The organism is Corynebacterium jeikeium (genome assembly GCA_003955985.1).
GTDB classification, from domain to species: Bacteria; Actinomycetota; Actinomycetes; order Mycobacteriales; family Mycobacteriaceae; genus Corynebacterium; species Corynebacterium jeikeium_D.
The window spans coordinates 264,221-289,773 of record CP033784.1 but is presented as its reverse complement, the minus strand read 5'-3'; the positions used below and the strand labels follow the sequence as shown (position 1 = coordinate 289,773).

Here is a 25,553-nt window from a genome sequence, read left to right as displayed (position 1 = left end):
AGTGACGCACCTGGCAACAGCTCTGGCATCAGCCAGCCCCTTTACAGCCAGTCCGCCGTCGGCGACCGCACCACCAGACCAGACATTGGCTTCTGAGTTTGCGTCCGGCGGCGTATCGGCAACATTGAATTCTTTAGATTCCGTTCTTTCTGCCCCGGCAACGATTACCGCCCAAGCAAGCAGCTCCGCAGAGCACGCAACAACGCTCGCAGCTCAAGCAGCTCAAGCAGCCCAATCTGCCCAAACAGTCCAAACCTCCACCAACAGCCTGACCCTCCTTTCGGTCCCGCTGTTGGTCGCGGTTGCCCTGGCGCTGACCCCGCTGTTTGTGAAGCTCCTTGGTCGTCACGCAGGCTGGCCCATCGTCGCGTTTTTTCTCGCGTCGGTGGTCCAGCTTTCGCGTGTAACGGGCGATATTCTCGACGGCACCACCTTCACCTGGTCCCGCGTCTGGTCCCCGGAACTGAACGCGGCGTTTGCGCTGAAGCTCGATCCCCTCTCCATGGTGTTCAGCTTCTTGGCGCTGTTGGTGGGCTCGATAGTCTTCATCTACTCCACCGCGTATTTGCCGCCGAAGAAATCCGCGATGAGCTTCTACGTCCTGATGACGGCGTTCATGCTGGCGGTTTTGCTCCTCGTGCTTGCCGACGACATCATGCTCCTCTTCATCGGGTGGGAACTGGTCTCGATGGCGTCGTTCCTGCTCATTGCGAGGTCGGGCTCGTCGGGCGAGTTGGGCTCGTTGCGCACACTCCTGCTGACCTTCACCGGCGGCCTGCTGCTTCTGGCCGCCCTCGGCGGTGCTGTGTGGCTGACCGGTTCCACGAACCTCACCGAGGTTTTGGCTTCGCCTGAGTGGGAGGCCAACCCGGCAGCACGCAGTCTCATTGCCGCGCTGGTGGCCCTGGGTGCTTTCACGAAGGCAGCTCAGTTCCCTTTCCACGCCTGGCTTCCAGAGGCCATGGCGGCAGCAACTCCCGTCTCGGCTTTCTTGCACGCAGCGGCCGTCGTCAAGGCGGGCGTTTACCTGCTGATGCGTTTTTCCACGGTCTTCGCGGACGTGCGCGTGTGGCAGTTGCTGCTGATTGTCATGGGTATGTGGACGGCTGTTGCCACGGCCTACTTTGCGTTGCAGCAGACTGACTTGAAGAAGCTGATTGCGTACTCGACGGTCTCGCAGTTGGGTTGGATTGTCGCCACGATTGGTGTGGGCACGAAGTTCGCCATTATGGCTGCGGTTGTGCACACCATTGCGCATGCGATGTTTAAGTCTTCGCTGTTCATGATGGCTGGCGTGGTTGATCACCAGGCGGGCACGCGCGACATTCGTCGCTTGGGTCCGCTGTGGAAGCAGATGCCGTGGAGCTTTGGCTCGATGATTTTCGGTGCGGCATCGATGGCGGCAATTCCGCCGTTTTTCGGCTTCATGTCGAAGGAGGGCATGCTGACCGCATTCGAGGGCGCACCTTTGACCAACACCGGCGTGGTCATCCTGCTGACAGTGGCGGCAATTGGTGCGATTGGTACTTTCGCGTACTCGGCACGTTTGGTGTTCGGTGCGTTCGTGGATGGTCCGCGCAACGTTGACCACATCACTGAGGCCCCGATTTCGCTGTGGCTTCCGGCTGCCATCCCTGGCGTGCTTAGCCTTCCAGCCGCCTTCGCTGCCGGCGCTATTTTGAACCGCCCGCTGGACCGCGTGGCCGATACGGTCGGTCAGCTTCCGGCTGGCACGACTCAGGAATCGCACTTGAGCCTGTGGCACGGCGTGAATGTGCCACTGATCATCTCTGTGGTTGTGCTGGCTGTCGGCGTGGGCTTCATCTTCACTCGTGCCCGCGTAGGCGCCGTCATGGCAGACCGCAAGCTCTTCCCGTTCACTGGCGTGGAGGCAATCAATGCGTCGCTGAGCGTCTCGCAGCGCGTGGGTCGCGCGCTGGCGAAGATGGCGCGTTCGCATCAGCCGTCGCGTCACCTGTTGCCGCTGCTTGGTCTGCTCGCGGTGTACGCCCTGGTCATTGCAATCGCTCCGGGTGTCGGCGGTGCTCCGGTGCTACCGAAGATCGACGACATCGACCACCTGACCGATATGATTCCGCTGGTCGTTGTCCTGATTGGTGTGTGGGCCACGCTTCGGGCAAAGAACCGTCTACAGGCGGCTGTGCTGCTCAGCGTCACCGGTGTTGGTGTCACGTTGCAGATTCTCCTGCTGGGCGCACCGGATGTGGCATTGACGCAGTTCATGGTGGAAATCCTGACTGTCGTGCTGATGATGCTGGTGCTGCGCTTCCAGCCACGTGCGTTCTCTGAGACCTCGCAGAACCGCCGTGCCTCGGCGGCGGTTGTGGCAGTTGCCGTGGGCTTGGCTACGTTCGGCGCGGTGTGGTTCCTCACTGGCCGTCGCCAGATGCCTGAGGTCGCGCAGTGGTACATCGATAACACTGAGAAGGTCACGGGCGAGACCAACATTGTCAACGTGATCCTGGTTGAGTTCCGTGCTTTCGATACCATGGGTGAGCTGGCGGTTCTCGGTATGGCGGGTGTCGCGATGGCGGCGGTTGTCACGTCTATGCCTCGCTTCCCGCACCTGCTCGATCAGCCTTCCCCGCTTGCGGAGCCCGCTCTGAACTCCATCATGATGCGTTGGCTGGTCCGCTGGTTGGCTCCGCTTCTGTTCGCCCTGTCCGCTGTGGTTCTCTACCGCGGCGGTACCGCTCCGGGCGGCGGCTTCAACGCGGCGCTGATTGGCGCCGCTGCCGTCATGCTGATTTACCTGTCCAAGGACCGCGACGAGCTGGTCTTTGGCGAGAAGATCCCGGCAGTGCTCAGCGCTGCGGGTGTCATCACGGCTATCGGCACGGGCTTCATCGGTTTCGCCAAGGGGTCGTTCTTGGCACCGCTGTACGGCGAGTTCCTGGGTCAGCACCTCACCACGGCATTGCTTTTCGACGTCGGCGTGTACCTGGCCGTCATCGGCATTGTGGCAACCGCGCTGAATCTCCTGGGCGGCCCGAACCGTCCTGGTGTGACTGGGTCGGACGATGTGCTGCAGGATCTCTACTCAGACCGCTCGAGCTTGCGGGTGCCGCCGGAGATGGGCGTGTTCGCCTCAGAAACGGAGAGCACCTCCGCCCCCGCCCCAGCTCATGCCACCGTTGAGGAGGCCAAGAAGTGATTATCGCCATCATGGCTGCCGTCCTCGCAGGCGGTGGCACGTATCTGGTGCTACAGCGCGGCATGCTACGCACCATTATCGGTATGACTCTGATTTCGCATGCCGCCAACCTGATTATTTTGTCCACGGGCGTCGGTGCCTGGCGCGGCGAGCCGCTGCTGGGCAACGAAGCCACTGCGGGCGCTGGCGCTGCCGAGCAGATGGCTGACCCGTTGCCGCAGGCATTCGTGCTGACGGCCATCGTGATCACCATGGCTGTGACCGCCTTCATGCTGGCACTGGCTGGTTTGGGCCGCGATGACGACACTCGTATCCATGAGGACCGCGAGGCTATGCGGCAGCTGTCGACGGCTGGTCGTCGTGCGGGTAAGAATGTTCCGGCGGACTCGGACTCCACGGTCACCGGTACCCCAGGGGTCTCTTCGGCTCCGAACAAGTTCCCGCGCGAGACTCCTTTCGGCGGTGACGAGAAATGGTAGAAGCCTCTGCAATGACCTCTGCAATGTCTCCTTCAACTCTGTCTTCACTACTGCCACTGTTTGCGGCACTGCCGCTGATTTTGTCGGCAGTCACAGCCATCCTGCCGAAGCTGTGGATGCGCGCGACGATGGGCATCGCCGTTCCGGCACTGTCGTCGCTGGCTGCGTTTTGGGTGATGTTCTACGTCGCTGACAACGGCCCGGTCGGCCACGGTGTGGGCGCGTTCCCCGGTGGTATCTCGATTCCTTTCTTGGCGGACACGTTCTCCATGCTGATGCTGGGTGTGGCCGCGGCTGTGGTTGCCATCGGTAACTGGTTCGCCCACGTCGCGGGCGAAAACACTTCGCGGTTCTTCCCCTCCCTGACGCTGATGATGTTGTCCGGTATGTCGGGTGCTTTCCTGACTGCCGATTTGTTCAACTTCTTCGTGTTCATGGAGGTCATGCTGCTGCCGTCCTATGGCCTGATCGCGGTAACCGGTACCTGGCACCGCCTGGCTGCTGGCCGTAACTTCGTGCTGGTCAACCTCTTGACCTCCACGGTGCTGCTGATTGGTGTCGCGCTGATTTACGGCTCGGCGGGCAATGTGAACATCGCAATGCTGGCCGACATGGCCAGCGAGGGCGGCCCCGGCGGCACGGGTGTGGTCGCGCTGGGCATTGTCATCATTGCGCTGTGTGTGAAGGCTGGTTTGGTTCCGGCGCACACATGGCTGCCGAGGACGTACCCGTCGACAAGCCCTGCGGTGATGGCACTGTTCTCTGCGGTGCACACGAAGGTTGCGGTGTACATGCTCTTCCGCATTTACGTCGTGATTGTGGGCATGAATCCCTCCTGGCACTGGCCGATCATTATCATCATGGCGATCTCGATGCTGGTCGGCGCGTTTGCTGGTCTCGCGGAGAACACCATGCGTGAGGTGCTGGCCTACCAGATGGTCACGGGTATGCCGTTCATTCTGATCGTGTTGGCGTTCACGGACGCTAACGACGGGGGCAGCGCCAAGGCTGCCCTGGCTGCGGGTATTTTCTACGCAATCCACCACATGGTGACTGTCGGCGCCCTCATTCTGGGCTCCGGCGCGGTGGAAGAGACCTACGGTACGGGTACGCTCTCTAGGCTTTCGGGGCTTGCTCGCCGCGACCAAGCGGTTGCCTGGGTGATGGCGGCAATGAGCTTCTCCATTGTGGGCTTCCCACCGTTTTCCGGCGTGTGGGGCAAGGTGGGCATTGTCTTTGCCTCTGCCGCCACTGGCGATGCTCGCTCGATTGTTGCGATCACCGCAATCATCGTTGCCTCACTGGGCTCGCTGCTGGCCATGATTCGCCTGTGGCGCGCGGTCTTCTGGGGCCGACCCATGCAGGGCGTGGATGATTCGGTTCGTGTTCCGGGAACGCTGGTTGCGCCGTCCGCCATGCTGGCAATTGTTTCCGTGGCCATGTTCGTCGCGGTCGGCGCCGTCACTTGGGCGACCACCGGCGCGGCCGATGCGCTGCTGAATATTGATGGCTACCGCGAGGCCACACTCGGCGGAGTTGAAAACGCCATCGGAGGTATTTACTGATGAAGTTTCTACACGTTATCCGCTATTCCCTCTGGCTGGTCTGGCAGGTTGTTGTAGCTGCGACGGACGTGGTGCTCGATACTCTGCGCCCGAACCAGAAGCAGCAGCCGGTGCTCATTGGACTGCCGCTGCGTGTGAAGTCTGACCTTGAGGTCACTCTCTTTGCCGAGTCCATCACCATGACCCCGGGCACGCTGGTCTGCGGCGTCCGTGAAACCGATGCGGGACGGTTGTTTATCATCCACGCGATCTTCGGTGCCGACCTGGACGCGCTGTACGACTCCCTCTACGACATGGAGGAGCACCTCGTCCCCCGCCTCCGCGATGTCCCCCGCCCGAAGGCATTTGTCTTCGAGGAATACAACGCAGACCAGTTCATTGACCCGGATGCCGTCGTCGGTGTTGCCGCTGAGGTCGACCATGGTCTGCCACTGCCGGATGGCATTGCCTCCAATGGCGAAGACAAAGGAGCACGCTCATGAATGACACATTGATCGATCCCACCGCAGTACAGGTAATTAGCGGCATTGGCATTGCTCTGTGTTCAGTGGCGCTGCTTGTGGGCGTGGTGCTGATCTTCCGGGTCAAGGGCAATGTCTCACGCGCAGTGCTTTCCGACGCCGCCTTCTACCCCATGGTGGGAGTGTTCCTCACAACTGCCATGCTGCGGACTACAGCCATTACTTTCGATATTGCAATGCTGGCGGGCTTGCTTGGCATTTTGTCGACCGTGGGCCTGGCCCGAGTTATTTCCCGTGGCCGCCGCTAAGACCGATTAAGGACGAATCGCACTATGAGTATCGCTTCAATCCTTGTAACTATCTTGTTTGCCGTGCTGGTCATTGGCGGATCTCTGTACCTGCTCCTGGCGGGCGTGGCCATGTGGCGCTCTAAAGATGCCCTGAGCCGGTTGAACCAACTTTCCGCCGGAATCATGGTGGGCATCCCCGCGCTGGTGATTGCCAACTTGGTCTTAGAGGCCGACCAGGGCGATCTGACGTGGGGCAAAACCCTCACCGCCATTCTGGCCATTGTTGCTGTCCTGGTCGTCGCTACCGTCGCCTCCGAAGTACTTGGACGCGCGGTGCTGGGTGCCCGTGACGGCTCCGCTGAGGACTACGTCCCGGAGCGGTAGCTAGCGGCGCGGGAAACGTCCTGAACACACCGTTAGCGGCCAGTTTCACAGCGACCCCTCAGCGCGCTCCGACACCCCCTTTAGGCCACCCGGCCTACCCAAAAGGGGGTATATTTCCCCACACTTTTGGCCTCCCACAATGTGATGTACCTCTCATGGGCTATGGCCCGCTCGTTAACCCCGCTTATGCCCCTAAATTGAGTGGCAGTTTTTGCCATTTACTAAACTTTGGTTTCCCTTACTTAGGGAACCCTTAGTTATCATTTGTGATGAATTTGCCGTTTGCCTGCACCTTTGTGACACCAAGAACAAAACAATCAATGCAATCCCGGTAAATTTTAAGAAAACAACGCTTTTGTCATCCGATATTCAGGCAGAGGCCGGAGTCGTCACAGACACCACAAAACCGCCCTCTTTCCAATGTTTTTAGGCGAATTTGAGCGAGCTTTGAGGGACGCAACCGACCGAAAGCGGATCGAGGCACTTATTTTTTCATTGCAGCCCCTTGCCCCATCGGTTAACTTAATTTCTGTGAGTCAGCCAAGAGCGACTCAAAATCTTTACCCCCGAGAACCTAAGGATTTTCTCATGTCCTGCTCCGCAGAAGATATCGCAACCATCCTCGAAGCCCTTCCGGCCGTCACCGTCGAGAGCCCGCTGCCGGCTTTCGAGCAGCTGGCTGGCAACGACGTCAACTTCGCTAACGTCGGTGGCGACCTGAACCTGCCGTTCGGTAACGACTTCCTGGACATCTCCGTCACCGACGACCACTCCACCCACGACTCCCACGACGTCGAGGTTTCCGACTTCCTGAACCCGGAGACCACCGTCGACAAGTCCGACCAGCGTAAGTTCGACTTCCTGAACCCGAGCATCTCTGGCATCGGCGCCAAGTAAGCTCCTGGGCTTCATGGCAGGACAATAGCTCCGCCAATCCTTGACACAATAAACCGCCAGTCTCTAATAAAGACTGCGGTTTATTGTTCAGTTAAAACCGATATTCTTCATTTCGTTACTGTCTAAAAGGAACACCAAAAATGGACGTCACTCCTATCGTTGAGGTTCTGGAAGCAATGCCTTCCGGCCCGACCGTCAACGTCACCTTCGAGATTAACCCGACCATCGATGGTGACCTGACCCTCCTGGAAACCGGTGACTGGAACGCTCCGTTCGGCCGCGACTTCATGGACATCAACATCACGAACGATCAGTCCACCCACAACGACAACTCCACCCACGTCTCCGGCGTTGAGGCTGATAGTGTCTCCGACGCTGCCGAACAGGGTCGAGAGGTGTCCGAGTCCGCCGAAGAAGCCGACGAGGCTGCAGCTGCTCCGAAGTCGCTTTTCAACGGCTCCCCGAGCCTGCCGGGCATCGGTGCCTAAAACAGCTCACACTTAGGGTTGTTCCTTAGCCGCCCAAACCGGGCCGGCGTGCAGGCAACCACAAAGCCGTGGCTGTCATGCACAGACAGAAGTTTTAAATAAAGCGTTAGCCCTGCAGATGGTTCAACCATTTGCAGGGCTAACGCTTTTCTATTTACTTTGATCTACCGCGTGACTGTGCAGCTCTACTCTGCGGTTTTACTGCACAGCCCTACGCGGTTGCTTTACTTCGTTGCCTTAAAGCGCTTTTCCACCTCGGCACCGAGCCAGGAATCAACGTTGGCCCAGTACTGATAGACACGCTGCTCCACCTCTGGGGAGACACCCTGCATGGCACCGACGATGTTGTTTGCCAAGCGATCGCGCTCGGTATCGTCCATCACGTTGCGAACAAGGTCGCCTGGCTGCGAGAAGTCATCATCCTCAGGGTGCTGCACGTAGGCGCCAGCGTAGAACTCTTCGCCCACGCTCTCCCACTGACCAAAGGCACCAGCATCGACCTGGCCGGCGTGACCGGAGCGCACTGGGCAACCAGCAGCCTTAGCTGCAGCCGCAGTATCGGCCTCCGGACCGCGAGCAGTGGCGTTGGAGCCGTGAACCGGCAACTTCGGATCCGAGTAGTAGTACGTGGCCGCACCATCCTGCGAGAAGGAATTCACTGGGCAGCGAGACTGGTTCACCGGCAGCTGATCGCTGTTGACGCCAAGACGGTAGCGGTGCGCATCAGCGTAGGAGAACACACGCGCCAGCAGCATCTTGTCCGGCGAGAAGCCGACACCCGGGACCGTATTCGACGGTGCGAAAGCGGCCTGCTCAACCTCAGCAAAGAAGTTGCCCGGATTGCGGTTCAGAGTGAAGTGGCCGACCGGAATCAGCGGGTAGTCCTTCTGAGACCAGGTCTTGGTCAGGTCGAACGGGTTCACCTTGTAGCTGGCGGCCTCGTCGTAAGGCATGATCTGCACCTTGACGTCCCAGGTTGGGTAGTCGCCGCGCTCAATCGCCTCGAAGAGATCCTGGCGAGCGTGGTCGGTGTTTTCGCCAACCAGCTCGGCGGCTTCATCATCCGTCAGGAACTCCCAGCCCTGGCGAGTCTTAAAGTGGTACTTAACCCAAAAACGCTCCCCTTCAGCGTTAATCCACTGATAGGTGTGAGAACCGAAGCCATCCATATGACGGAAGTCCTTCGGAATACCGCGGTCACCCATCAAGTAAGTGACCTGGTGAGCGGACTCCGGAGAGGCAGTCCAGAAATCCCACTGCATATTGGCGTCGCGCAAACCTGTGTCCGGCAGGCGCTTCTGAGAGTGGATGAAGTCCGGGAACTTAATGCCATCGCGGATGAAGAACACTGGCGTGTTGTTGCCCACGATATCGAGGTTGCCCTCTTCGGTGTAGAACTTCAGTGCAAAGCCGCGCACGTCACGCCAGCCATCCGGGGAGCCCTGCTCACCTGCGACAGTGGAGAATCGCGCCAGCATCGGCGTGACCGTGTTCGGCTGGAATACTGCAGCCTTGGTGTACTTGGAGACATCCTCGGTGATGGTCAGTTCACCGAAAGCACCTGCACCCTTAGCGTGAACAACGCGCTCCGGAATGCGCTCGCGGTTGAAGTGCGCGAGCTTCTCCAGCAGGTGGATGTCGTGGAGGTTAATACCTCCCTGTGGGCCATTGGTTAGCGAGTGCTGCTCTGTAGGAACCGGCGCACCGTTGAGGCGAGTGGTCGGACCATTGGAACCTTCATAGAGATTGGACATGGGGATTTCCTCCTAAAGACAGGGGCTAGATGGCAGTCACAACATGCCCTGACGTTTTCCACCCTACACGAAGTTTCATATTTTTCCTATTAGTCTCCCGCGATTGATATGTGGCCTTAATTATTAGTCCGATTAGGTTCGCTGTATCAGCCGCAAACACTCGGCCCTAAAAAGGGCAAAATTCCCTCCGCGAAAACCACACGCGATGGCCGTCGAAAAGCACTTACCGCGCTTTCATGCAATACCTATCAGCACTGAATAAAAGGTATAGCCAGCACTACCACTGCCCACGGGGGTTAAGGGTAGGATTTCACGCGTACCACGCTGTCAATTTGGATTCTGATCGGATACTTCTGCAGACATGAAAAAACAAGGGAGGGGCGCAAAAGCGCTCACAGTCTTCAAGTACACGCTGGCGTTGCTGGCGACCGTTGCGCTTCTCAAGATCGCATTCTTCCCCGCTAACGACGAGGACTATGCGCAAGCAACCGGTGATTTCTCCCAGCCCACCACGGAGCTATCCCCTCAGCGGATCAATAACACGCAGAAGCTGTCTGCCACCATCGTCCCGGACGAGCCCACCGTGATCCGCGCCAACGCTTCCGGTGAAATCACTGACGCCTATGTCAACAGCGGCGGCAACGCCGTAGAGGGGCAAAACCTGCTTCAGGTGAAGAAGACCTCGGTATCTGAGACTGCCAGCACCTCCGGCGGCGCGGATTCCGATGAAGAAAACGCCGCAGCCGCCGCACCCGAAACTACCGTGACTTGGGGAAACATCACCGCTAAGGCTTCTGGCACTGTGCAGTGGGATATCGTCATCGGCCAGACGGTTGAGATCGGCCAGGAGATTGGCACGATTTCGCCGAACAGCTTCCACGCCGTAGCACCTATTAAGCCGAGCCAGCTGTACACGCTGGGAGACTCGATTAACAATGGCCGCCTCGCTATCACCGATGGCCCGGCACCGTTTTTGTGCGATTCGGTGAAGACCGTCACGGGAAGTAGCGCGGGCTCGCAGAACACTGGCGCCGGGGATGGCGCTGGCATGGGCGCCGCCGCTGCTGGAAATTCCTCGGGCGGCCCACAGCTACGCTGCGATATTCCCGCAGATCAGACCGTCTACGAAGGTGTTCCTGCCACGCTGATTCTTGGCAGTGGCACCACCTCGGAGGTCCCGGCACTACCGGTGACCGCAGTGGAGGGACGCTTCCGCGAAGGTGTCGTCTACGCTCCAGCTAAGGATGGCGGCAAGCCCACAAAGATCAAGGTTGAGCTGGGCGCCAACGATGGCACTTTCATTGAGATCAAGCGCGGCCTGAAGGAAGGCCAGCAGGTCTTGGAGTACGTGCCTTCCTACAAGGACGAGTCCGCCGGCGACGGCACTGGTGATGGCAGCGACACTGGCTTCGATGAGTCCGGCGATGACGCTGGCTCTGAAAAGTAGGCCCGCGCCATGCTTAGTTTGACCGCAGTCACTCGAACAGTGACGCTCCCCAACGGCGAGGAGCTGCCTATTTTGAAAGGCATCGACCTCGACGTGCCACGCGGCGAGCACCTCAGCATTGTCGGCCAGTCCGGTTCGGGTAAGTCAACGCTACTGAACATCATTGGCATGCTCGATTTGCCGGATTCCGGCACGTACACGTTCGACGGCACTGATATTTCCACTTTGTCGGACAGGAAACGCGCTGCTCTCCGGGGCGATAATTTGGGATTCGTCTTCCAGCAATTCAACCTCTTCCCCTCCCGCACCACGCTGGAAAACGTCGAGGTTCCGCTGATGTACGACCGGGGCGAGAAGTTTTGGAATCGCACCGAGCTCGCCGCCGCGATGCTGGAGCGCGTCGGCCTGGGCGATCGCCTAGAGGCCACGCCTTCCCAGCTTTCCGGTGGTGAACAGCAGCGTGTGGCTATTGCCCGCGCGCTCGTGCGCCAACCGCAACTCATTCTTGCCGATGAGCCCACCGGTGCGCTCGATGTCGACACCGGCAAGATCGTCATGAATTTGCTCGAAGAAGTCGCGGCGGAAAACAACGCCGCATTGATTCTGATCACACACGATTTAGAGGTCGCCGAGCGCGGCGATCGTGTGCTTGAGCTTCGCGACGGTCAGTTGCACGCCGACTCCGTCCTGCTATCTGCTGCCAACGTCATGCACGGCTCCGAGGAGGTTGCTGATGACGACGAATAATGAAACCGAATCGAAGTCACGGCCTTCCTTCCTCTATGCAGCAACGCCTTATCTCGGCGCTCTGCTGGAAGCGTGGCATGAGCTGCGCATTAACCGTGGCCGCATCATGCTGTCGCTGGTCAGTGTGGCCGCCGCAGTGTGGGCGATGACTACGGTTATCGCACTTGGCAATATTCTCACCAGCTCTCAGGATGCGGTCACCGCACAGAGCACGGGTGTCGCCGGAACGGTCACGTTGACGGCCGGAGCGGGTAATTCCGATTCCGAGGAAGGCGGTAACTTCGGCGACGGTGGCTTCAGCGGTGACGGCAGCGCCGGCACAATGGCCGATAGCTTTGGAAGCTTCGGCGGCGAGGGCACCGGCGGAAACGGCCCGGACGATTTGAGCGTCATCAACCCAGACGGGTCTATCAACGACGCCTTTTCCGCTGCCACCCACCGCCTGGTGGAGACCACTCACGCCAACTTGTGGTCGCGAGTTCGAATGCAGCCAGCGACTCCCGAGCAAAATATGGATGACTGCGCCCCGGATGATTACGAGTGTTTTTCGCCAGGTACTCCCGAGCTGATCGCCGCTGACCCGGGATGGTTCGACATCTACGCCCGCACCATCGTGCAGGGACGCCGTTTAGAGGATGCCGATGGCCAGCGCTTGATGAACCCCGTCGTGATCAACGACCAGTTCTACGAAAGTCTGGGCAACCCAGCACTAGCCGACCATCCAACCTTCAGGTTGAAGGAAACGGGCAACACCACGTTCACCGTGGTGGGAGTGTATAAGTCCCTCGGATCGTGGGACGCCCCGAGCATCGTCACGCACTACGATTCCTTCCTCAACGCCGGCTACGAGGGACAGGTGGGTGAGCCGCAGCTTCTCGTCGCAACGCCTGAAGAATCCGCAAAGGAGAACCAGAAGGCGCTGCACAACATTTTCCAGGCGGAGCTCGGCCCCAGCTGGAAGGTGAATACCTCCCTGTCGGAGAAGGACACGCAGATTTCCCAGGAGATGAATAACACCATCACCACTGCGCTGGGCATTATCGGTGGCATTGTGATTGCGCTTGGCGCATTGGGGCTGCTCACGGTCTCGATTGTCACCATTGGCCACCGCGTCCGTGAGATTGGTATTCGTCGCGCAATGGGCGCGTCGGCAGGCAGGATTTTTATCTCTGTGTTCCTGGAGTCGATTGTCGCCACGACGGTGGCGGGTGTGGTTGGCGTGATTGCCTCGATCATCACGGTCAAGCAGTTGCCACTGGATAAGATGCTGGCGTTGCCGCTGGAGACCGGTGCCGTGGCCTACCCCGTCACGGCCGCTGTCATCGGCGTGCTGGTCGCGACATTCGTGGGCGCACTGGCGGGCATCATCCCCGCCACTATTGCCGTTCGCGTCAAGCCCATCGACGCCATCCGCTTCTAGCATTTCAGGCCCTAGTTCGCCTGGCTGCGTCGCCGCCTGCTTTTTGCAGGTGAGGCCACGTACAGCCAGGCGAATTATCTTTAGGTTTTAAGTTGCTAAGCTATGTCCATGACTCCCGCACGCCTCGTCTCTAATGACGAATACATCACGCAGCTGGCGCTGAAAGCCGGCCGCGGTGATCAGGCTGCGCTGACGGAGTTCGTGCGGCTGACCCAGAAGGACGTGTGGCGTCTGGTCGCACATCTGGGCGGCGTTGATGCTGCGGATGATTTAACGCAGGAGACGTACCTGCGCGTGATGGGGGCACTTCCCCGCTTTGCGGCGCGTTCTTCTGCCCGCACCTGGCTGTTGTCGCTGGCCCGGCGCGTGTGGGTGGATTCGGTCCGCCATGATTCGGCACGCCCGAAGAAGTCCGCGATGGAAGTGGAAAACGCTGCCGAGCAGTTTACGACCGGCGAATCGTGGTCAGAGCTCGCTGATGCCCGCGTGCTGCTGGAGCAGCTGCCGGAAGAACGCCGCGAGGCACTCATTTTGACGCAGGTGCTGGGTTACTCCTACGCCGAGGCCGCGGAAATCGCAGGGTGTCGTGTGGGCACCATTCGCTCGCGCGTCGCTCGTGCGCGCCGCGATTTGGTTGCCGCGCTTGACGACGGCGACAGCGCCAACGGCGACTCTGCAGCTGTGTAAACCCGCTCCGGCCAGGGGACGTAGCCAGCCGTTGTAGGTTGTGGCCTCTCGAAGCTGACTAACGGTCCAGTTCGATTTTGTAGGTCGAGGCGATATCCGCATGGCCGAGGGCATCACGCATTTCACGCTCCGCGTTTTTCAGGGCAGCTACAACGGCGGGGAGGCTCGCCTGCGGTGGCATTGCCACAGTCACTTCCAAGGTGGGTATTCCATTATCCCGGTAGACCCGTGAATCCGCCTGGTTGATGTGGGCGTTGCGCTCTAGATCGGTGCACACCGCATCGGCAACATCGGCGACCGGCAGCGAAACCTCTCCTAACTTTTCCTGTGATTCCGATGCGGCGACCGTGCTGAACCGGTGCGATCGCAGATTAGCGACCACCAGGCTGCAGCCGACCACCGCTAGAATCGCTGTGATTACACCGAGGACGGGAACATACCAGCTTTGCTCAGGTAGTTTTCCCCAGGATTCCATCCGCCCGGTGTCATGAAGCCACTGTGCAGGAGCGACATCGAGGTAGCTAGCAATCGCCCATGTTGCTACCAGTAGTAACAGCGCTGAGAAGAGGAACAACACAATTCGGTCGAATACGCTTACTGATGTTTTCACTTGTCATCACCTTCGTATCCGCCGTGAGTTCCGGAAGCAAGTGCCGTGCCATTCTGGATTTCTTGGTAGTCAGACTTATGCATCCACACTGGCAGGTTGCCATCGTCATCGACGCGTACATACCGGCGCGGGGCGGGAAGAAACACCGCGATGAGCTGTCCCAGCCCATAGATTGCAGCGAGGATTCCGACGAGGAGCAACACCCATGACGCGGCTGAGCCCTGTGGGTTGCTGAACCAGTCGAATACCGGTTGTAACCATGAGGTGTCACCTGAGCTATTGGCGCTAATGATTGCTTCTCTACCTGCGACAATGGCCGCTGCAATCATCAACAGACCGGCGAAAACTCCCAGCCCGCGGACCTTTGGTGATTGACGCGGGTCACGTCCCTGGCGAGTTTCGACTGACTCGTCCGAGACCACCGCGGCCGATGACCTCTCAGTCGGCGTCATAGGGTGTCACCTCAATCTTTTTCAGTGGGCGCGGCTCTGGCGTGCTTACCACCACGGTACGTGGTTGTGGCACGGATACCGGGCGCAGCTGCTCCTGTCGTGGTGCGCGAACCTGTTTCAACCGGGTTGGACGCGGCACTTTAACCGGCCGTAGTAGTGCTGGTCGTGGCGTCTTAACGTTAATTGTGCGTGGCGACGGCACTCGTACCGGACGCAGCTTTGGTTGCCGGGGGACACTCACCTGCACCAAGGACTTCGGCTTTGGTGCTGCGACTTTTCGCAGCTGTATTGGCCGTGGAGTTGGTGTGCGACGCACCTGTACCGGCTTCGGCGCCGAGGTGCGAGTCACTGGTAACGGCGGTGGCGCAACAACGCGACGGGCCGGTTGCGGCTTTGGTGCCTTAATAGCCACAGCTGGTTGCGGCTTCGGCTGCATGACAAAGCGCATCGGTTGTGGAGCAGGTGCTGGGACACTGCGTACTCGTTCTGGACGCGGCGGAGTAACGCTGCGTACCAGCTGCGGTGTCACCGGCTGAATGCTACGCACTGACTGTGGCTGCGGTACTGAAATACTGCGCACTGGCTGCGGCGTCGGCACGGCGATAGACCGCACTTCTGGGACCCGCCGCACCTGCGGTGCGGTTACTACCTGCTGGTTCACCCGGACAGGTGTCAACTGCGGGTGATCTGAAAAGTACGCTAAGTCCTGTCGGGTGACACGCACGTGCCCGGGTTCGACGCTGTCGATGTCAACATCGACGGTGACATTTTCAAGACCGGCCATATCAGCGAGCCAGGCGGCGACGCTTGAACGAATGCGCACCGCAATTTCCGCTGTCGGCGCCGGCCATGATGCAACGGCGCGAACTGCGACTCGAACTGCACTAACGGCATTGGTCGTGGCAGAACTAGGGGCAATCGCACTATCGATAGAGACAATTGGATAGTCGCGCCCTAGCACACGGGATTGGTCGAGGGTGCCGGGAACCGCGCGCACGGCCATCTCTACGATGCGGCGGATTGCCTTTTCGCTTACGACGGTGGTGCCACGCGTTGCTGGAACGTGGATAGTCACCGTCGGCGGCCTCCTCGGTTGAACTTACGGTTGAGTTCGGGCGCATCGATTTTGCCATCGAGTACCGCACCGGCTGCACCGGCCAGAACTCCGAAGGCAATAACCGCAAGAAAACCCGTGAAACCACCAATCATTGCGGCGAAGCACAGGACAACGGCAATCGTCGCGAAGGTCTTTGTGTAATTATCGAACATGAAATTCCCCTTTATACGGGCCTAACTACCCATCCTGCCCTGCTCCGACGCGCAATAGTTGTCAACTACTGGACGCGTGGCTGTTCCTTGGGCTCGTTAGCAGCCGCGATGGCCTTGCGCTGCTCTTCGCGCTGCTTAGCGGCCTCTTCTTCGCGCTCCTGCGGGGTCTGGTAGTCGGTGTGAACATCGGAAACATCGACATTGACTTCAGTGACCTCGAGGCCGGTCATACGCTCAACGGAGCTAATGACGTTCTGACGGATAGCCTCAGCCAGTTCATGGATGGCAACGCCGTACTCGGCAATGATGGTGACGTCGACTGCAGCCTGGCGCTCGCCGACCTCAACAGCAATTCCCTGGGATACGTTGGCGCTGCCGCCGGAAACAAACTCACGGACGGAGCCAGCGAAGCGATCCATGCCGCCGCCAAGGTCATAGACACCGGAGACCTCGCGGGTAGCGATACCGGCAATCTTGGAGACGACGCTGTCGTCGATAGAAGTGTGGCCGTGGCCGGTTCCCTTATTCGCGGAGTCCGAGCCAGCCTGAGTTGCCGGGGTGTTCTTAGCAGTGTTCTTTGCATTGTCAGCCATGATGTGCCGTTCCTGTTCTCAGTGTTGTAGACGAAATGTCTGGACAATGCCGATGCTATAGCCGCCACAGGCAATCTGCAGTGCGGCTAGGAATACATGACTGCGAGAGAGCCCCTCCAGCAGGGATTTCGTTATGAAAGGCTCTTAGAAAACTGGATTACAGACTTGATGTACCCTTCTTCCCCGGCATCACGGAGAGCTCTGTAATTTCTAGATTATCCCTGCTTGACGGCAGGATATGACCTCTCATTTCCCGTTCTGGCATCACGAACGAACCCCACTCGCCAGCCGTTTGCTAACAAATTCGACAACTTTGTATAACGAGTGGCAACTTACAGCGAGATTCCACGTTTCAGCGGTGTGTTAATGCCGACCACGATCGGAACTCGTGCGCACCGCGATTTGGTTGCCGCGCTTGACGACGGCGACAGCGCCAGCGGCGACTCGACTGCTGTTTAGCCCCGCCCCCCCGATGGGCGTTGGCCTTTCTTCTACCCCATTTTTAGAACGCTATCGCGCATGATTGACCACTTGAGCGTAGGTTCTGTCTTAACTGATAGGTTTATATATTTCCTTATATTCGCGATACGAAACAGGTATATGAACTGCCCGACACGCATACGTTCCATCTTTCTCGACGAGATTAGCTTTGTTTTTACGCATCTTTGGGATGATTGGACGCTCACCATGCGCGTTCGTATTCGCCCTCTAGGAAACCCAGCCTGAGGAAATGCTTTTCAATGTGCGGCATGAAAACGCCACAACCAGTTTTTGGGCCGCCACCGACCGACTCACTGAGGAGCAGATTTCCCCATGAATAGACCTTCATGGATTTTCACTGTCACTGCCGTTATCACGGCTACAACCGGGCTACCGGCCTACGCGGCCACCATCAACCAAGGCGATCCAGTTGTCATCATTCACGCTGATGGACCGCAAGCTAGTGTCTGTACAGCCGGCTATGTCGACAAGACCAACTCTCAGATTTATACCGCAGGGCATTGTGGACAAGATGGAGACACGGTGACGGATGGGACCTTTCAGAAAATTGGAGTATTCCAACCGTCTCCCACCTATGACCATTCACTAGATACAGGGAACGACATTGGAGTTGTCTCGCTTGACGACCCCGCTACTGCAGGTGAGAATTCGTATTCGGGCGATTCGACTCTATTCCCAACAGATGTTCAAACAGGCGAGACAGTCTGCATATACGGAAACACTACGGGGAGAGTTTCCTGCGGTTTAGCCGCTGATCGCGAGGCATACCAAATCGAGGACAACGCTCTACAGGTTCAGAACGTACACGCTCAACGAGGCGATTCCGGTGGCCCTGTATGGGTTCCGGAAAAAGGCGCTGTCGGCGTTGTATCGACTACCTGGAACATCATCGATGGGAACGGGCAGCAGCTTGGTTCCTATATCACCGCTAACTCACCCTGGTAAGAGGGCTTTGTTTGCGTAGGGCTTCCTGATGGTGGGACGCGAGTCTTGTTCTTTGTGCGGCCCAATGGGTTCTGTGCAGGCGACTGCACAGAACCCATTCTTGTTATTAGGACTGCTGGCGGCGAGTCCAGAACCAACCGCAGGCTGCGATTACCGCACCAAACAGTGGCCAGAGAAGGACTCCGTTTCCACCGGTCTTTGGCAGCTTACCGGTCTTGGTGTCGGTCACCTGCATGATCATGAGTTCACCGGAGCCTTCGGCCTTAATAAGCGGGCTACTGCCGCCTACCACCGAGACGGTGTACTCCTTAGTCTCTTGGTCAATTGAGATTTCAAAAGCTACTGGCTCTGGCAGCAGGCTAAGTCCTGCCGGCGCCATCGTTTCTACAAGGTAGAAAGTGCCAGTTTCAGTGATTTCAATTGACTTCTGATCAGGCGTGATGGTGTAGACCGGTCCTCCACTGAAATCCGGCTTACCACCAGCCGAGGGGTAGATATCGAAGGTTGCACCACCAAGCCCCGGTAGAATCTTGACTCCCTCACCATCGACGTACTCCGCCTTTTCCAAGGTCAGCTTGCCTGGCTTGGTGTCCGGCGCTTCGTAGTTATCGACAACACAGGAAATGGAAGACAGGACCTTATTGGATTCCGACATCTTTACACGGAAACCAAACTCGCCCACATTTTCCACCTTGAGAGGTGAGGTTTTCCCGTCGCGGGTTTGAGTACATACGGCGTTGTAGTCACCGGTGGAATCCAAGGTGTCACCGCGACGGAACAAGGTGTAGCCCTGCTTCTGCGTTTCAGTCAGAACCAGCGACTGTTCCCTCTCGCTTTCGATGTTCCACGATGCAGTACCCTTATCGGATTCAGAACCGGAGGTCACCTTCATCGACTGGTGAACCAACGGGCCATTACCAGAACCGATGACATTGTTATTTGCGGACAGGGTGAACTCCCAACCAGGGGCACCGTCTTCGAGAACCTTGCCGTTTTCATCGACAATCCTCTTCTTGACCTTCACTACACCGTTGCATCGTGTGGTTACGTCTTGGGCGATTGTTTTCATCTGTTCCGCAAGATTGCTGTAGTTAGACACCCTCACCGTGTCACCAGTGCCCGAGATATCCTCGCCCATGGTCTTGACACCACGTGCACCGTAGGTCCACCTAGACATGTCCGAAGTAACTGTGTTTAACCTCCCATTAGGCATCCGTTCAAACACCTGCAGGGCCTGGTTGCCTGCCGCGTCGTACGCCATTTTCAGATTCGCCATGGTGTCGGTGTTGATGTAATTGGCGTGCGAAGCCTTCGGGTGATCACTTCGAATTTTGTAGTAGAGGCCTGGGGCTTGTCCCGGATCTGCTTGCCAGCCAATGCGCTTGGCGTCTTTGAGCACCAGATCATTCGTTACAACGGGGCGTTGGCTGCTTCGCCCGCCAAGAGTCAGGTCGACCATGAGCGGCACAACACGGGTACCGGCAGCTTTGAGTTCGTTGGATGCTTTGATTGCGTCGTTGAGAGCACTAGCCTGAACGAATTCACCACCGATGCCCTTGCTCTTGATTGTCGAGGAGGTCGTGGGCATACCATCAGTGATGAAGTACACCACGTCGTAGTCGTTATCCTTGACCTGCTTCAGGCCCGCTTCCCAGTTCGTAGCACTGTTATTTGCGTTATAGCTCCAGTTCTTAACTACGTCCTTTGCTCGCTGGACGCCCTGCTCCGACAGCATTGAAATATATGGTGGGTTCTGACCGTGTGTCGTTCCAGCCTGATTAGCCGGACCGTCACTTGCGAAGTTATAGATGCCGAGCTCGGCTGGAGTGCCCTGCAGGGAATCGATAAATGCATTCGCGGCCTTTTTAGATGCTTCGAAACCATCAGTATCTGCGTAACGGAGCGATGTCGAAAGGTCTGCTACTACAGCAATACGCAGACCACAACGCTGTGGCATCGGCGGGTTAGGGACTCGCCCATGCACCCATTTGGCTCCATCTGGTGGCGAGATAATCTCCGGTGGTTTTGGCTCGTCCTTTTTCTCTCCATACACATCGAGGGTGACCTTCAAATTCTTGTTCTGCGAAAGATTATTAGTGAAAGTGAATACCGCATCCTTCGGTACAAGGGCAGAGTCAACCGGCTTACCATCCTTTACCGGAACAACGTCCATGGTGATGAAGCCGTTGCCAATATTGACGTTGCGTTTCTGCAGAGTTACGCCTGGCTCAATCTGGTCCAGAGTGAGGTTGTACTTCTGCGGATCCAAGAAGGTCGCGTCAGTCTCGATACGCACGGTTGCGTACTTCATGTGAGATTCCTCAGTCACCTTAGCCGTAAAGGCATTAGGCTTCTTCGGATCTACTGGGTCAGCTTTAACTGCAAACTCGTGGCCGATGGCATCAAAGTGACGCCCTTCGACAGCCGGTGGCTTGGGATCTTCAGAAGAATTTGAGCAGTCTTTAACTTCACCACTTAGATTGAAAGTCCACTCGGTACGCGCGTTCGGAGCAAGCTTAAACCCCGACTGTGCCATTGCAGTGACCTTGACTGTACCCGGCTTGTTCTGCTCGTAGACGTGCCGGCCAGCCGGCTTCTTCTCTGCGTTGAGGTAGTAATCAACACCCTTGGTGTCCGGGATATTGATGTACGCCTTCTCCACGCACTCCGGTGCAGTCGCGGGATCAACAAGGGTCGGATCCGCAGGAGTTACCGTTCCTGGTTCTGGCTCCGGATTCTCCGGCTCGGTGGGCTCGGTGGGCTCAGTTGGCTCTGTCGGCTGGGTAGGCTCCGTCGGGTCAGTTGGCTCACTTGGGCCGGTGGGCTCAGTAGAGCCGTCGGGAGTACCGCGAAGGGTGACGGATACGCTGCCAGTTGCTGTCGAACTGTTGTAGTTCAATACTAAGTTAATCTTATCGCCCGCTTTCACCGTTTGATTCAATCCGCTGTGCACAATTTCAAACGGTGCCTTTTTCGATGCACCAGACCCTATATTTGGGGCGAACTGAGACGGAATCGTCCTGCCATTAATACTTAGCTCATATCCCTTAAGCCACTCTGATCCACCAACATTGAACTGAAGACTGTCAATCGTCGCGTCGCTATCAATAGTGAACTCAAATTTTGCATCGCCCGGATTGGGCTGCACCTTAATCTTGTTAAACTCATGCTTCGGCGGAGACGTCGGAATAACCTCCGTCTGCGCCTGTGCCTGTGGCGCATTGGGCGCAAACGCCTGACCGCTGACAACGAGAGCTACCGCTAGCAAAGCGGCCAAGAACATGCGAAGCGTAGTTCGCATTGAATCCGGCAAGCGGAATGTTGTCGAAAACATTAGTTCTTCCCACTTTCTGAGTTCTTCTTGCTAGCGGCGATAATGACGAATCCTCCGCCGATTAGTGCTGCAGCGGCAGCTACCAGGCCTGCTACCTGCACACCGGTGAGCGCCAAGGAGCCGGATCCTCCGCTACTTCCCGAGCTTGAGGATGAACCCGACGAGCCCGAAGGCGTCGAGGTACCAGGCTCATCAGGTGGCGTGGAGGTAGTCGAAGTGGTCGTCGAGGTTCCCGGTTCACCCGGAGTGGTCGGAGGAGTCTTCGGCGGGGTCGATGTGCCCGGCGTAGTCGGCGGAGTTCCAGGTGGTGTTGTCGGAGGGGTCTTCGGCGGAGTGGCCGGAGGCGTCGACGGTGGTGGTGTCTCCCCCGGCTTGTGCGACTTCGCCACAATGACTCCCTCTACAGGAGTGGAGTCATAGTCCGCGCCATAGAAAGGCACCGATACCAAGAAGGGGTTGATCTCCCGATAACTGTCGTTCGGAGCCGTCGAGGTCACAAGGTAAATACCCTCCGGCAGGTCACTGAATTTAACAGAGCCGTTTTCGTCAGTGACCTGGCTGAAGTGGAGGTCTTTTGGCCACTCGGCAAGCTCAGCTGCGGTGGCATTTTCCACCTTCTCGCGGTCCTGCTGGCTTGACGGCGAAATTCCCTTAAGACGATGCAGATGAATGGTCACGCCAGAAATAGAGCCCGACGCCGTCGAATTATCATCGTCCGGGTTTCCTGGGCTCAAGGTAATTCGCACAATGTCAGTGCCGCTTGTTGCTGAAACGCCTGGAGCGTCCACGCGTCCAACAATCCTGGCCGCGTTGGCGTCATTCGCGCCGATTGCACCCATCACTGCAACCAGAGCGCAGGCAGCTAAGAACGCAGCTATCCGGTTCCAGGTGGATGTCAAATATTTATTCATTGTCGTTTTCCCACCACGAAGTGTTGTTATTATCCTCGGATGCCGATTCGCTGCCGTCAGCGAGTTCATCGCTGTCTGCGTCGCCATCAGCAGTCTCGACGTCCGCGTTCTCAGCGTCGTCGTCAAGCTCTTCGTCGGCGTCGAGGCGCTGGCGCCAGAGCCACCACGCAAAGCCTGCGCCAAGCACAAGCACTGTTACAAGCAGGGCGTACATCCACCACTGCCATCCAGCTCCGTGCGTTTGGTCGAAGACATTGCTTTCCGACGGATCCATCGGCACTTGGTGCCCACGCACTAGCAGACGGTGCGTGTTGATTCCGTAAGGAGTGCAAGTGATGAGGGTGATGTAGTCCTGGCCTTCAATGGGACGAAGATCATCGGTCTCATGCGGAAGTACAACCTTGATTTGATCAATCTCGTACTTCAGCTTGTGACCTGCGACCTGGATATAGAAGGCGTCTCCCTCTTTTGCTTTCCGCAGGTTATCGAAGAGCGTTACGTTAGTAAGTCCGGTATGACCGGTAATGATGGAGTGGGTTCCAACACCGCCGACTGGAAGATCGGATCCGTATAGGTGTCCGAGCCCCTTAGCGAGCACCTCATCGCTGGTGCCGTGGTAGATCGGCAGGTCGGCCTTAATCTCTGGGAAGATTAGACGCGCCATCACGTCGGTAGCGTTTAGCTGATCGAGATAAGCGGCGTACTCAGGGTTGTGGTCATTAATTTCGTTAAGCCACGGGTCCAGAATCGGGCCGGTGGTGTGGCGCTCATTGTAAGAATGAGCACGCTCCCACTGTTCATCTTTAACTTCTTGGGGTACGGACTTCTCCAGCTTGGCGAACTCTTTGGCCGCCTTAGAGGTGCCGTAGTTATTCAATGCCGTGGAGACAACCGGGTACAGCATCACAAGTAAACCCACAATCACCAGAATTGCGGGGAGAACCATGCTGTTCTTTTTCGCCTGCTCAGGCTGATTAGGCTGCTCAGCTGATGCGTCCCGCGTCAGAGTCGACGCAGAGTGTTTACCCACGGAGGAACTCCCAAGAAGTCAATCAAAAAGGGATGTGGCCTTTCTCTTTCTCACCGGCATGGGAATGCCTGCTGTTGAAAAAGAGCACATCGAAAGGCCGCAACAGTAATTTCAGTGATGCGCAAACTACAGGAATGGCGTGCGCTGTTGAACGCACGCTATTCCCGCAACACTGGAGCTAAAGAGCTCCAGTGACCGAGCCTTTACTCGGGTTTAGTTCTTGGAACCGCGGCGGGCGAACCATGCACCAGCTGCGACGATAGCTGCACCGATAGCAGCCAGGATGCCAATACCGGCACCACCGGTCATCGGCAGGTTCGGGGTAGTGTCGTCGGAGTTAACGACCTCACCCGGGTTAGCGCCGACCTGGACGGAAGCCAGCTTGTAGACGCGCTCCGGGTCAGTCGAGGTAGCAACCAGCTTGAACTCGAGTGCCTCCGGCAGCAGCTCCTTGCCCTTCGGAGCCTTGGTCTCAATCAGGCAGTAGTGGGACTGGTCATCAGCGGCAACCTCAGCATTGTCTTCGAAGTCGTTGACGTGAAGACCGGTAATCTTGACGATACCGTCCTGGCCAGAGACGAAGGTGGTCTTAATTTCGCCGCCCTGCTGACCGTTTACCGGAGTCCAGGAATCCTTCTTGGTGGTGTCAATTTCGGAGCACTGCTTGCCAGCCTCCTGGCGGACAATCTGGAACTCGGCGCCTTCCAGACCCTTGCGGTTGCCATCGACCTTCTTGAACTGCAGGCCACCCCAGTAGGTCTTGACCTCCGGAGTCTCCTTCGGAGTGGAGTTTTCGGTACCATCCGGGTTGTTCTGGAAGACCAGAGCCTTGTTCGGCGCGATATCGGTATCCTTCGCGAACTCAGGCTTCAGCTTGGTGGTGATGGTAACGACGACCTTGTCACCGGCCTTGAGAGTATTTGCAACTTCTGGCTTCAGGGCGACGTCGACCTTGTTGCCCTCGAAGAACTTCCCATCAACATCCTGCGTCGGCTGGATCTCCTGGCCAGCGACCGTCACCTTCACGTCGGTGATTTCCAGCTTCGGGTCAATCTGGTCAGTGATCTGGAACTGGGTGCGCTCCGTGTTCGGCTTCAGCTGGCGAGCAGTACCTGTGACGGTGTAGACAAGGTTCTTATCACCAGCGTTCTGGTCCTTGTCCTTGACGGTCTTGGTCGGCTCTTCGTCCTTGTAGTTCTTCGGGAACGCGTGGACATCGTAGTTCCAGCTAGTGCCCTGGTTATCCCCACCGTTATCCGCGGTCATCGGAACGAAAGCGATGAACGGAACAGCCGGGTCGTAGCCTTCCTTCGGACCGGTCTCAACAACCAGGTAAGCACCGAGGTCAAGATTCTGGGAAACGACCCACTTGCCGTCTGGGCCGGTCTTACCGGATGCGACCTCGGTGAGGACTCCAGCCGGGAGGCCGTCCTTCAGCTGTGCGCCCTGGGAGAAGTCTTCAGCCTTCAGCTTCGAAGCAGCCAGCAGACCCTCGTTGGTGGTGACATCGATGGGGGTAGCGCCATCTGCAGTCTTGTTGATCTTGTAGACGGTAAAGCCGACACCCTCAAGCACCTTACCACCGTTGGCCTTAACGTCCTCGACATCAGCTTCGGTACCAGACGGCTGGCCTTCGCTGGTCGGGTTACCGAACTTGTGAATGGTGAGCGAGCCCTTGGCGTTCTTATTCACCAGTGGGGAGTCCCCGGCAGCCTGGTTGATGGAAGTGTCCTGAGCGATTGCAGCCGGGGCGGAGACACCCATCGACAGACCGACGATGGCAGCGAAAGTTACCGAGCGGGCGGTACGGGAGAACTTATTCACGAAAACAGGTCCTTTACAGAAGTCCAAAATGAAGCGACACGCTTCAATACGTCTCGCGATTCACTCCAGACGGCGACACCAACGTTCCCCGACTTGCCAAAACTGAGATTTTCCTTAAGAAAAAGACCAGTCTGTCTAACCTTTTAAGCCTAAGCGTTATGAACTTTAATGTTTGAATGTATAAACATTGCAGCTCAAGCTCATTGCTTGCTCGGTTAACAGCGCTCAGTGAACCGCTTATAAATAACTTAACCGCTTAAGCATCTGGCCGATACCCCCAAGGAGAACGG

Annotated in this window: 23 protein-coding genes; 13 read left to right on the top strand and 10 right to left on the bottom strand. The window is 57.7% G+C overall.

The window, feature by feature from the left end; translation table 11 throughout:
• Position 1: 1 nt before the first annotated feature.
• The 8 genes from EGX79_01215 to EGX79_01180 all read left to right on the top strand — a co-directional run bounded on the left by EGX79_01215 (position 2) and on the right by EGX79_01180 (position 7,739).
• On the top strand, positions 2-3,175 hold the full coding sequence (locus tag EGX79_01215) for a DUF4040 family protein (protein ID AYX80924.1): 3,174 nt from the start codon (positions 2-4) through the stop codon (positions 3,173-3,175).
• Complete coding sequence (locus EGX79_01210; GenBank protein AYX80923.1) at positions 3,172-3,654, top strand: cation:proton antiporter; 483 nt, start codon at positions 3,172-3,174, stop codon at positions 3,652-3,654. The genes EGX79_01215 and EGX79_01210 overlap by 4 nt, the downstream gene beginning before the upstream one ends.
• On the top strand, positions 3,648-5,219 hold the full coding sequence (locus EGX79_01205) for a monovalent cation/H+ antiporter subunit D family protein (GenBank protein ID AYX80922.1): 1,572 nt from the start codon (positions 3,648-3,650) through the stop codon (positions 5,217-5,219). The genes EGX79_01210 and EGX79_01205 overlap by 7 nt, the downstream gene beginning before the upstream one ends.
• Positions 5,219-5,701: an MnhE protein gene (locus EGX79_01200; GenBank protein ID AYX80921.1), complete on the top strand. Its 483-nt coding sequence runs from the start codon at positions 5,219-5,221 to the stop codon at positions 5,699-5,701. Before EGX79_01205 ends, EGX79_01200 begins: the two co-directional genes overlap by 1 nt.
• Positions 5,698-5,988: an MnhF protein gene (locus EGX79_01195; protein ID AYX80920.1), complete on the top strand. Its 291-nt coding sequence runs from the start codon at positions 5,698-5,700 to the stop codon at positions 5,986-5,988. Before EGX79_01200 ends, EGX79_01195 begins: the two co-directional genes overlap by 4 nt.
• 24 nt (positions 5,989-6,012) lie before the next feature.
• On the top strand, positions 6,013-6,354 hold the full coding sequence (locus EGX79_01190) for a sodium:proton antiporter (GenBank protein ID AYX80919.1): 342 nt from the start codon (positions 6,013-6,015) through the stop codon (positions 6,352-6,354).
• Positions 6,355-6,942: 588 nt separating this feature from the next.
• The gene (locus EGX79_01185) at positions 6,943-7,251 is read left to right on the top strand and encodes a hypothetical protein (protein ID AYX80918.1); all 309 of its coding nucleotides are present in this window, start codon (positions 6,943-6,945) and stop codon (positions 7,249-7,251) included.
• A 140-nt stretch (positions 7,252-7,391) separates the two neighbouring features.
• Positions 7,392-7,739, top strand: coding sequence for a hypothetical protein (locus EGX79_01180; GenBank protein ID AYX80917.1), 348 nt, complete (start codon positions 7,392-7,394; stop codon positions 7,737-7,739).
• A 224-nt stretch (positions 7,740-7,963) separates the two neighbouring features.
• Here the strand turns inward: EGX79_01180 and EGX79_01175 are convergent, their stop codons facing one another.
• Complete coding sequence (locus tag EGX79_01175) at positions 7,964-9,493, bottom strand: catalase (protein AYX80916.1); 1,530 nt, start codon at positions 9,491-9,493, stop codon at positions 7,964-7,966.
• 361 nt (positions 9,494-9,854) lie between these two features.
• On the opposite strand from EGX79_01175, the gene EGX79_01170 reads away from it, so the two are divergent.
• From EGX79_01170 to EGX79_01155, 4 genes are all read left to right on the top strand, one after another.
• A complete protein-coding gene (locus EGX79_01170) occupies positions 9,855-10,940 on the top strand; it encodes a hypothetical protein (GenBank protein ID AYX80915.1) in 1,086 nt (361 codons plus the stop codon).
• A 9-nt stretch (positions 10,941-10,949) separates the two neighbouring features.
• Positions 10,950-11,687, top strand: a complete 738-nt coding sequence (locus EGX79_01165) for an ABC transporter ATP-binding protein (protein ID AYX80914.1) — start codon at positions 10,950-10,952, stop codon at positions 11,685-11,687.
• Positions 11,674-13,107, top strand: coding sequence for an ABC transporter permease (locus EGX79_01160; protein ID AYX80913.1), 1,434 nt, complete (start codon positions 11,674-11,676; stop codon positions 13,105-13,107). Before EGX79_01165 ends, EGX79_01160 begins: the two co-directional genes overlap by 14 nt.
• A 108-nt stretch (positions 13,108-13,215) precedes the next feature.
• Positions 13,216-13,794 (top strand): RNA polymerase sigma factor, encoded by a 579-nt coding sequence (locus EGX79_01155; GenBank protein AYX82667.1) that lies wholly within the window; start codon positions 13,216-13,218, stop codon positions 13,792-13,794.
• Positions 13,795-13,852: 58 nt separating this feature from the next.
• Here EGX79_01155 and EGX79_01150 read toward each other — a convergent pair whose 3' ends face one another.
• The 5 genes from EGX79_01150 to EGX79_01130 all read right to left on the bottom strand — a co-directional run bounded on the left by EGX79_01150 (position 13,853) and on the right by EGX79_01130 (position 16,718).
• Positions 13,853-14,404, bottom strand: coding sequence for an alkaline shock response membrane anchor protein AmaP (locus tag EGX79_01150; GenBank protein AYX80912.1), 552 nt, complete (start codon positions 14,402-14,404; stop codon positions 13,853-13,855).
• Positions 14,401-14,856 carry a hypothetical protein gene (locus EGX79_01145; protein AYX80911.1) on the bottom strand — a complete coding sequence of 152 codons (456 nt, stop codon included), beginning with the start codon at positions 14,854-14,856 and terminating at the stop codon, positions 14,401-14,403. The genes EGX79_01150 and EGX79_01145 overlap by 4 nt, the downstream gene beginning before the upstream one ends.
• Positions 14,843-15,931: an Asp23/Gls24 family envelope stress response protein gene (locus tag EGX79_01140; protein AYX80910.1), complete on the bottom strand. Its 1,089-nt coding sequence runs from the start codon at positions 15,929-15,931 to the stop codon at positions 14,843-14,845. The genes EGX79_01145 and EGX79_01140 overlap by 14 nt, the downstream gene beginning before the upstream one ends.
• The gene (locus EGX79_01135) at positions 15,928-16,125 is read right to left on the bottom strand and encodes a hypothetical protein (GenBank protein ID AYX80909.1); all 198 of its coding nucleotides are present in this window, start codon (positions 16,123-16,125) and stop codon (positions 15,928-15,930) included. The genes EGX79_01140 and EGX79_01135 overlap by 4 nt, the downstream gene beginning before the upstream one ends.
• A gap of 65 nt (positions 16,126-16,190) precedes the next feature.
• On the bottom strand, positions 16,191-16,718 hold the full coding sequence (locus tag EGX79_01130) for an Asp23/Gls24 family envelope stress response protein (GenBank protein ID AYX80908.1): 528 nt from the start codon (positions 16,716-16,718) through the stop codon (positions 16,191-16,193).
• Positions 16,719-17,531: 813 nt separating this feature from the next.
• On the opposite strand from EGX79_01130, the gene EGX79_01125 reads away from it, so the two are divergent.
• Positions 17,532-18,164 (top strand): hypothetical protein, encoded by a 633-nt coding sequence (locus EGX79_01125; protein AYX80907.1) that lies wholly within the window; start codon positions 17,532-17,534, stop codon positions 18,162-18,164.
• A gap of 106 nt (positions 18,165-18,270) precedes the next feature.
• Here EGX79_01125 and EGX79_01120 read toward each other — a convergent pair whose 3' ends face one another.
• The 4 genes from EGX79_01120 to EGX79_01105 form a co-directional block, all read right to left on the bottom strand.
• Positions 18,271-21,498 carry an LPXTG cell wall anchor domain-containing protein gene (locus EGX79_01120; protein AYX80906.1) on the bottom strand — a complete coding sequence of 1,076 codons (3,228 nt, stop codon included), beginning with the start codon at positions 21,496-21,498 and terminating at the stop codon, positions 18,271-18,273.
• Positions 21,498-22,409, bottom strand: a complete 912-nt coding sequence (locus EGX79_01115; GenBank protein ID AYX80905.1) for a surface anchored protein — start codon at positions 22,407-22,409, stop codon at positions 21,498-21,500. Before EGX79_01115 ends, EGX79_01120 begins: the two co-directional genes overlap by 1 nt.
• Complete coding sequence (locus EGX79_01110) at positions 22,402-23,439, bottom strand: class C sortase (GenBank protein ID AYX80904.1); 1,038 nt, start codon at positions 23,437-23,439, stop codon at positions 22,402-22,404. The genes EGX79_01115 and EGX79_01110 overlap by 8 nt, the downstream gene beginning before the upstream one ends.
• 213 nt (positions 23,440-23,652) lie before the next feature.
• Positions 23,653-25,263 carry an isopeptide-forming domain-containing fimbrial protein gene (locus EGX79_01105; protein AYX80903.1) on the bottom strand — a complete coding sequence of 537 codons (1,611 nt, stop codon included), beginning with the start codon at positions 25,261-25,263 and terminating at the stop codon, positions 23,653-23,655.
• Between the last annotated feature and the right edge of the window lie 290 nt (positions 25,264-25,553).

Excerpts from the sequence above, each read along its gene's own strand:
- EGX79_01205 (AYX80922.1), top strand. The coding sequence starts at position 3,648 with ATGGTAGAAGCCTCTGCAATGACCTCTGCAATGTCTCCTTCAACTCTG.
- EGX79_01200 (AYX80921.1), top strand. The coding sequence starts at position 5,219 with ATGAAGTTTCTACACGTTATCCGCTATTCCCTCTGGCTGGTCTGGCAG.
- EGX79_01195 (AYX80920.1), top strand. The coding sequence starts at position 5,698 with ATGAATGACACATTGATCGATCCCACCGCAGTACAGGTAATTAGCGGC.
- EGX79_01190 (AYX80919.1), top strand. The coding sequence starts at position 6,013 with ATGAGTATCGCTTCAATCCTTGTAACTATCTTGTTTGCCGTGCTGGTC.
- EGX79_01185 (AYX80918.1), top strand. The coding sequence starts at position 6,943 with ATGTCCTGCTCCGCAGAAGATATCGCAACCATCCTCGAAGCCCTTCCG.
- EGX79_01180 (AYX80917.1), top strand. The coding sequence starts at position 7,392 with ATGGACGTCACTCCTATCGTTGAGGTTCTGGAAGCAATGCCTTCCGGC.
- EGX79_01175 (AYX80916.1), bottom strand. The coding sequence starts at position 9,493 with ATGTCCAATCTCTATGAAGGTTCCAATGGTCCGACCACTCGCCTCAAC.
- EGX79_01170 (AYX80915.1), top strand. The coding sequence starts at position 9,855 with ATGAAAAAACAAGGGAGGGGCGCAAAAGCGCTCACAGTCTTCAAGTAC.
- EGX79_01165 (AYX80914.1), top strand. The coding sequence starts at position 10,950 with ATGCTTAGTTTGACCGCAGTCACTCGAACAGTGACGCTCCCCAACGGC.
- EGX79_01160 (AYX80913.1), top strand. The coding sequence starts at position 11,674 with ATGACGACGAATAATGAAACCGAATCGAAGTCACGGCCTTCCTTCCTC.
- EGX79_01155 (AYX82667.1), top strand. The coding sequence starts at position 13,216 with ATGACTCCCGCACGCCTCGTCTCTAATGACGAATACATCACGCAGCTG.
- EGX79_01145 (AYX80911.1), bottom strand. The coding sequence starts at position 14,856 with ATGACGCCGACTGAGAGGTCATCGGCCGCGGTGGTCTCGGACGAGTCA.
- EGX79_01135 (AYX80909.1), bottom strand. The coding sequence starts at position 16,125 with ATGTTCGATAATTACACAAAGACCTTCGCGACGATTGCCGTTGTCCTG.
- EGX79_01130 (AYX80908.1), bottom strand. The coding sequence starts at position 16,718 with ATGGCTGACAATGCAAAGAACACTGCTAAGAACACCCCGGCAACTCAG.
- EGX79_01125 (AYX80907.1), top strand. The coding sequence starts at position 17,532 with ATGAATAGACCTTCATGGATTTTCACTGTCACTGCCGTTATCACGGCT.
- EGX79_01120 (AYX80906.1), bottom strand. The coding sequence starts at position 21,498 with ATGTTTTCGACAACATTCCGCTTGCCGGATTCAATGCGAACTACGCTT.
- EGX79_01115 (AYX80905.1), bottom strand. The coding sequence starts at position 22,409 with ATGAATAAATATTTGACATCCACCTGGAACCGGATAGCTGCGTTCTTA.